8 protein-coding genes are annotated in these 6,285 nt (G+C 71.5%); 4 read left to right on the plus strand and 4 right to left on the minus strand.

Going from position 1 to position 6,285, the window contains the following annotated elements:
• On the plus strand, nt 1-739 hold a 739-nt coding region (locus CCN29_RS26520; RefSeq protein ID WP_086685022.1), incomplete at its 5' end, for an SDR family NAD(P)-dependent oxidoreductase.
• Nucleotides 740-742: 3 nt separating this feature from the next.
• Here CCN29_RS26520 and CCN29_RS26525 read toward each other — a convergent pair.
• Entirely contained in the window at nt 743-979 is a 237-nt protein-coding gene (locus CCN29_RS26525; protein WP_006131982.1) for a metallothionein, read from the minus strand.
• A 102-nt stretch (nt 980-1,081) separates the two neighbouring features.
• Nucleotides 1,082-1,944 (minus strand): IS5 family transposase gene (locus tag CCN29_RS26530; RefSeq protein ID WP_107052133.1). Its coding sequence is split into 2 segments (ribosomal slippage): nt 1,082-1,585 and nt 1,588-1,944, totalling 861 coding nucleotides; the frame shifts between segments, so codons are not numbered across the junction.
• An 87-nt stretch (nt 1,945-2,031) separates the two neighbouring features.
• Here CCN29_RS26530 and CCN29_RS26535 point away from each other — a divergent pair.
• The 3 genes from CCN29_RS26535 to CCN29_RS26545 all read left to right on the plus strand — a co-directional run bounded on the left by CCN29_RS26535 (nt 2,032) and on the right by CCN29_RS26545 (nt 3,934).
• Nucleotides 2,032-2,769: a nitroreductase family protein gene (locus tag CCN29_RS26535; protein ID WP_031023004.1), complete on the plus strand. Its 738-nt coding sequence runs from the start codon at nt 2,032-2,034 to the stop codon at nt 2,767-2,769.
• 128 nt (nt 2,770-2,897) lie between these two features.
• Complete coding sequence (locus CCN29_RS26540) at nt 2,898-3,755, plus strand: helix-turn-helix domain-containing protein (RefSeq protein WP_031023003.1); 858 nt, start codon at nt 2,898-2,900, stop codon at nt 3,753-3,755.
• Nucleotides 3,752-3,934: a DUF397 domain-containing protein gene (locus CCN29_RS26545; protein WP_006131987.1), complete on the plus strand. Its 183-nt coding sequence runs from the start codon at nt 3,752-3,754 to the stop codon at nt 3,932-3,934. Before CCN29_RS26540 ends, CCN29_RS26545 begins: the two co-directional genes overlap by 4 nt.
• Nucleotides 3,935-3,941: 7 nt before the next feature.
• Here CCN29_RS26545 and CCN29_RS26550 read toward each other — a convergent pair whose 3' ends face one another.
• Both CCN29_RS26550 and CCN29_RS26555 read right to left on the minus strand, forming a co-directional pair.
• Complete coding sequence (locus CCN29_RS26550) at nt 3,942-4,184, minus strand: hypothetical protein (RefSeq protein WP_031023002.1); 243 nt, start codon at nt 4,182-4,184, stop codon at nt 3,942-3,944.
• A 139-nt stretch (nt 4,185-4,323) separates the two neighbouring features.
• On the minus strand, nt 4,324-6,285 hold a 1,962-nt coding region (locus CCN29_RS26555), incomplete at its 5' end, for a glycoside hydrolase family 3 N-terminal domain-containing protein (RefSeq protein WP_086685025.1).

The raw sequence follows: 6,285 nt of genomic DNA on the forward strand, positions 1-6,285 counted from the left end.
GGGGTGGGGGCTGGTGCTGGTCGCCCGGCGGGCCGAGCGGCTGGATATCCTCGCGAAAGAGGCGCTCAAAGAGGGCGCGGCGGGCGTCGAGACGCTGGTGGCGGACCTGGGGAGCCCTGAGGACCTCTCCCGCGTCGTGGAGCGGGCGTCCGGGGACGACGTGGACCTCGTGATCAACAACGCGGGCATCAACGGTTACGGCACGTTCGCCGAGGTGAACCCGGACCTCCTCACCCGGGTGGTGAGCGTGAACGTCGTGGCGCTCACGGCGCTCACCCGTGCCGCCGTGCCCGGCATGCTGGCGCGCGGGCGGGGCGCGGTGGTGAACGTGGCGTCGCTGCTGGCCTTCGCCGGCGACCTGCGGCCGGACCCGCTCCCCCGGCGCGCCGTCTACGCCGGGACCAAGGGGTACGCGGTGACCTTCACCCGCACCCTGGCCGCCGAGCTGGCCGGCACTCCGGTACGGGTGCAGGTCGTGTGCCCCGGGCTCACGGCGACCGAGTTCCACCTCGGCGCCGGGGACACCCCGGTGAGCGGTGAGCGGCGCGTCCACGACGAGGGCGGGATGCCCGCGGCGGACGTGGTGACCGCGTCCCTGGCCGGGCTGGAGGCCGGTGAGGTGGTGTGCGTGCCCGGCCTGACGGACGCGGAGGCCGTGGCCCGGCTGGCGGAGGCGGAGCTGAACCTGCGCTCCGGGTCGGGCGGCCGTATGGCCCCCCGCTACTCTCACGGAGAGTAGCGATCAGGCGCTGTCCGCCAGCTCGGCGTGCCCCTGGGCGCGGGCGCAGTGGGCGCAACAGAAGAACTGGCCGCCGACCTGATGACCGTGACCCAGCACCTTGCAGCCGCAGTTGTCGCAGATGGGCGCCAGTTTGTGGGCGGCGCACTCGATGCTGTCGAACGTATGGACGGAGCCGTCGACCGTGTGCACCTCGAAGGAGAGGCTGTAGTCGTTCCCGCACACTTCACAGATCGCCATGATCCGCTCCCTTCCGCAGTGCGGGCCGAGTACCGCGTCGGGCGGGACGTCATGCGCGGTAAGAGCGGGGCCGATGGTCCCGCATTCAACTAGGGTCCTTCTTCAAACGGATCTTGCCCAGAGCAGGAGCGACGCGAGACTGACCGCTGCCTCGTATGAGGTGGCGGTCTTGTCGTATCTGGTCGCGATGCCGCGGAAGCTCTTGAGCCGGTTGAAGCAGCGCTCGACGAGGTTGCGCCGACGGTAAGTCTCCCGGTCGAACCCTGGCGGTCGACCGCCGCGGCTCCCGCGCCGCAGTCGGTGCCGCCGCTGGTCGGCCTTCTCGGGAATGGTGTGCGCGATGCCGCGTCGCCGCAGGTAGGCACGGAAACCGCGGGAGCTGTAGGCCTTGTCCGCGATGACCTGGTCGGGTCGGCAGCGTGGCCGGCCAAGGCCGCTGCGGGGAACGCGGATACGCTCGAGCAGGATGCGTGCGCAGACACTGTCATGGCGCTGGCCCGGCGTGACGAGGAGGGCCAGAGGACGGCCCTTGCCGTCGCAGGCGAGGTGGACCTTGGTGGTCAGTCCGCCCCCGGATCGGCCGAGGGCGTGATCGTCCGGTTCGTCCGGCCGCTGATTCCCCCTTTTCGGCCGGTGGCGGCGGCGTGCTGGTGGGCGCGGACGATGGTGGAGTCGATCTGGACCAGCCAGTCGATGTCCCCGGCGGCGTCGGCCCGGGCCTGGATCTGCTGCAAGGCCCGGGTGAACACCCCGTCGATCGCGTAGCGGCGGAAGCGGGTGTAGACCGTCTGCCACGGTCCGTAGCGTTCGGGCAGGTCACGCCAGGAGATCCCGGTGCGGATCTTGTAGACCATCCCGTTGATGACCTGCCGGTCCGACACCCGGGGCCGGCCCGTCGCGGCCTGCGGTATCAGCGGAGCGAGCAACTCCCACTCCTGGTCAGTGAGTTCATGACGACGTACCACTCCACCATGATCCACCACCTGAATGATCTTTGAAGACGGACCCTAGAGCCGCTCCACGGGAAGTTCACAGTCCCTACACTCCCGATCATGGCAACTGAAACCCGTCTCACCGGGGCCGGGGCCGATGACACCGGCGAGCCGTCCCTCTTCGCGACCATGTCCACGATGCGGGCGATGCGCCGCCTGCGGCCCGACCCGGTGCCGGACGAGCTGCTCGACCGGCTGATACAGGCGGCCGTATGGGGCCCCAGCGGCGGCAACATGCAGCGCTACGAGTACGTCGTCGTCACCGACCGGGCGGTCATGGCGGAGCTGGCCCCGCTGTGGAAGCGGTGCGTGGACGCGTATCTGGCCACGACCGGCAAGTACGCGCCCGAGGGCATGGACGAGGCCGCGTACGGGCGCATGGTCGCCGCCATCGAGTACCAGCGCGACCACTTCGCCGACACCCCCGCGCTGATCATCCCCTGCTACCAGTTCCCGCCGCCGCGGATCGAGGAGGAGGGCCTGCGGATCTACGCAGAGGCGCTGGGCGCGGAGGCGACGGAGCGGATGGGCCGCATCCAGGAACGGTTCTCCGCCCTCGCGGAAGGCTCCTGCGTCTACCCGGGCGTCCAGAACCTGCTGCTCGCCGCCCGCGGGCTGGGCCTCGCGGCCAACATCACCATCTGGCACCTGTTCCTCGAGACGGAGTGGAAGGCGGCACTCGGCATCCCGGAGGACATGAACACGTTCGCGGCCATCCCGGTGGGGTGGCCGCTGGGGACGTTCGGCCCGGTCCGGCGGCGGTCGGTGACGGAGGTCGTCCACCGCGACCGCTGGTAGGGCGTACGACGCGGTACGGCGGGCGTACGGATCTGTACGGCCGCCGTACGGCTCCCCACCGTGGCCGGAAGGGCGGCTCGGTCGTTGTGCTCCACGACTGATCACTGTGCGGTGGAGCAGGGGGCGCGATGGGCAGGACGACCCAGCGGGAATGCGGTACGGCCGGCCGGCGCGGGCCCGACAAGGAGCGCCCGGCGGCGTGGAGTGCGTACGGCAAACTCGTCCGCCTCTTCCGGGAGCGCGCGGGGCTCACCCAGCAGGCCCTCGCGGACGCCATCGGCTACTCGACGGAACAGGTCGCCTCCGTCGAACAGGGCCGCCGCCCGGCGAAGGCGGTCTTCACGGAGGCGGCGGAACGCGTCCTGGACGCGGGCGGGGCGCTGCGCGTGCTCCAGCCGGACGTCGACCGGGCCAGACTCCCCCTGTTCTTCCAGGACTTCGCCCTCCTGGAGGCGGAGGCGGTGAGCCGCTTCTCGTACGACCCGATGCTGGTGCCGGGGTTGTTGCAGACGGAGGCGTATGCGCAGGCGCTCCTAGAAGCACACTTCCCTCCTCTGGACGCAGAGACGGTCGAGCAACGGGTGGCGGCCCGCATGGCCCGGCAGTCGCTGCTGAACCGCAGGAATCCCCCGCTGGTCTTCGTGTTCATCGTGGAGGAGTCCGCGATCAGGCGCGTGATCGGCAACATCGCGGTGATGCGGCAGCAGTTGGCGCGCCTGCTGGAGTGCTCGGCCATGCGCAACGTCGAGTTGCAGATCATGCCCACGACCCGAGGTGCCCACAGCGGGCTCAACGGCCCGATGGTGTTGTTGGAGTCGACCGACCGTAAACAGCACGTCTATGTTGAGGCCCAGGACATCGTGAGTGTGAGGTCCGACCGACATGAGGTGAGCGAGTTCTGGCTTCGGTATGGAACGCTGCGAACGCAGGCTCTCAGCACCGAGGAGTCCTCGTGCCTCATCGAGCGCATGGTAGGGGAGCTATGAGCATCGACCTTGAGTGGGTCAAGAGCAGCTACAGCGGAACGAGCGGCGGCGACTGCGTCGAGGTGGCCGTCCGTGAGGACACCGTCTACGTGCGGGACTCCAAGGCCGTCGAGGGCGGCCCCGTACTGCGGGTCGGCCGCGACGGGTGGACGGCGTTCGTGGGTCTCGCCGCCGAGTAGTCAGGAGTCAGGAGCCGCCCCACCCACGCATGTGCCGGTCGACCGCTTCCCGCACCTGCTCCCGGAGTTCGTCGTGGGCGGCAGGGTCCATGCCCTCCGCCGCGAACACGGCGTCGGTGAAGCTGTCCGCGTCGGTGGGCGGCGCCTCCTTCAGCCGCCGCATGTCGTCCGGCGGCAGACAGAACCCCAGATCGACACAGAGTTCGTAGAGCAACTCCCCCACTTCGGCGGCCACATCGCGCTGAGTCATGGCACCAGCATGTCCGACCACGCTGACGATCCCCTCCTCGGGCCGGAAAGCAGCGCAGTGGGGGGAGGAGGCGGGAAACGAGGGCGGTGCGGGTCCCCTGCTCCGGGAGCCGCACCGCCCTCTCCCCCGCACGGTGCGGCTACTCCACCGAGAACTCCGCGTGGAACCGCCGTGTGTGGTCCACCTCCCGCACCGGCCCCGTCAGGGTGACCGTGGCCGTCAGGCGGGCGTCTGTGCTGGACGCCGCGAGGCGGAGTTCCAGGTCGCCCGGTTCGACGATCCGGCGGCCGTCGCGGCCGGTGAAGGACGCCACGTCGGCCGGGACCGTGACGCGGACCCGGCGGGACTCGCCCGGCGCCAGCTCCAGGCGGGTGTAGCCGACCAGGCGCTGCACCGGCTGGACCACGGAGGCGACCGGGTCGTGCAGGTAGAGCTGGACGACCTCGGTGCCCGACCGCTCCCCCGTGTTGCGCACGGTGAGGGACGCGCTGAACTCCCCGTCCGTCGGCGCCTGTTCGGTGTCCACCGTCAGGTCGCTCCACGCGAACGTGGTGTACGTCAGGCCGTGTCCGAAGCCGAACGCCGGCGTCGGGTCGATGTTGGACACCTCGCTGGCCTGGGCGAGCCGGGCGCCGAGGTAGGTGGCCGGCTGGGAGCCGGGGCCGCGCGGGACGCTGACCGGGAGGCGTCCGGACGGGGCGGTGCGTCCGGAGAGCACGCCGGCGATCGCCCGGGTGCCCCCGACCCCGGGGAAGAAGGACTGCACGATCGCCGCGGAGTCCTCCACCGCCCGGCCGAGCGCGTAGGGGCGGCCGGCGAGCAGGACCGTCACCACGGGGGTGCCGGAGTCCAGCAGCGCGTCCAGCAACTCCTGCTGCGCGCCGGGCAGGGCGAGGGACTCCGCGTCGCAGCCCTCGCCGCTGGTGCCGCGGCCGAACAGGCCGGCGCGGTCACCGAGCGCCACGACGACGATGTCGGCGTCACGCGCCGTGTCCACGGCCTCGGCGATGCCGGAGAGGTCTCCGTCGTCGACGCCGGTGCCGCGGGCCACGGTGATCTCGGCGTCGGGGAACTCGGCGGCCAGGCTCTCGCCCAGGCTGGGCAGTTCGATGCCGACGGGGATCTCCGGGTGCTGCACGCCCACGTGCTGGGGGAAGGAGTAGCAGCCCAGTACGGCGGTGCCCTCGGCCGCGTTGGGGCCGACCAGGGCGATGCGACGGGGCGCGGCGAGCGGCAGGGTGCCGTCGTTGGCGAGCAGGACGACCGCCTTCTCGGCGATCTCGCGGGCCAGTTCGCGGTTGGCGGGGCTGTCCAGGTCGATCGTGCCGCGCAGGGCGTCGGGGTCGTCCAGGTCGGCGCCGGCGAACGCGGGCGGTACCGGGCTCCAGCCGGGGTCGAGCAGGCCGAGGTCCGCCTTCTGCGTGAGGACGCGGCGCAGGGCGCGGTCGATCAGGGACTCCGGCAGCCGGCCCTCGGCGACGGCGTCCGCGAGCGGGGCGCCGAACGTCTTCACCGTGGGCAGTTCGATGTCGACGCCCGCCGTGAGCGCGGCGCCGGCCGCGTCGGCGAAGTCGCCCGCGATGCCGTGCAGCGTCTTGAGGAAGGCGATGCCGAAGTAGTCGGCGACGACCGTGCCGTCGAAGCCCCACGTGTCGCGCAGCAGCCCGGTGAGCAGCTGCTCGTCGGCGGCGGAGGGGATGCCGTCGATGTCGGTGTAGGCGTGCATGACGGAGCGGGCGCCGCCCTCGCGGATCGCCATCTCGAACGGCGGCAGCAGCACGTCGGCGCGTTCGCGCGGCCCCACGGAGGTGGGGGCGAGGTTGCGTCCGGCGCGGGAGGCCGAGTAGCCCACGAAGTGCTTGAGGGTGGCGACGATCCCGGCGGACTCCAGGCCCTGGACGTAGGCGGTGCCGATGGTGCCGACGAGGTACGGGTCCTCGCCGATGGTCTCCTCGACGCGGCCCCAGCGCAGGTCGCGGACGACGTCGAGGACGGGGGCGAGGCCCTGGTGGACGCCGACGGCGCGCATGTCGCGGCCGATGGCGGCGGCCATCCTGCGGATGACGTCCGGGTCGAAGGTGGCGCCCCAGGACAGCGGGAC

It is taken from the genome of Streptomyces pseudogriseolus (genome assembly GCA_002154585.1).
GTDB classification, from domain to species: Bacteria; Actinomycetota; Actinomycetes; order Streptomycetales; family Streptomycetaceae; genus Streptomyces; species Streptomyces pseudogriseolus.

What these genes read in the sequence shown, in the direction of transcription:
- CCN29_RS26540 (WP_031023003.1), top strand. Translation starts at nt 2,898, where the DNA reads ATGGGCAGGACGACCCAGCGGGAATGCGGTACGGCCGGCCGGCGCGGG.
- CCN29_RS26535 (WP_031023004.1), top strand. Translation starts at nt 2,032, where the DNA reads ATGGCAACTGAAACCCGTCTCACCGGGGCCGGGGCCGATGACACCGGC.
- CCN29_RS26545 (WP_006131987.1), top strand. Translation starts at nt 3,752, where the DNA reads ATGAGCATCGACCTTGAGTGGGTCAAGAGCAGCTACAGCGGAACGAGC.
- CCN29_RS26550 (WP_031023002.1), bottom strand. Translation starts at nt 4,184, where the DNA reads ATGACTCAGCGCGATGTGGCCGCCGAAGTGGGGGAGTTGCTCTACGAA.
- CCN29_RS26525 (WP_006131982.1), bottom strand. Translation starts at nt 979, where the DNA reads ATGGCGATCTGTGAAGTGTGCGGGAACGACTACAGCCTCTCCTTCGAG.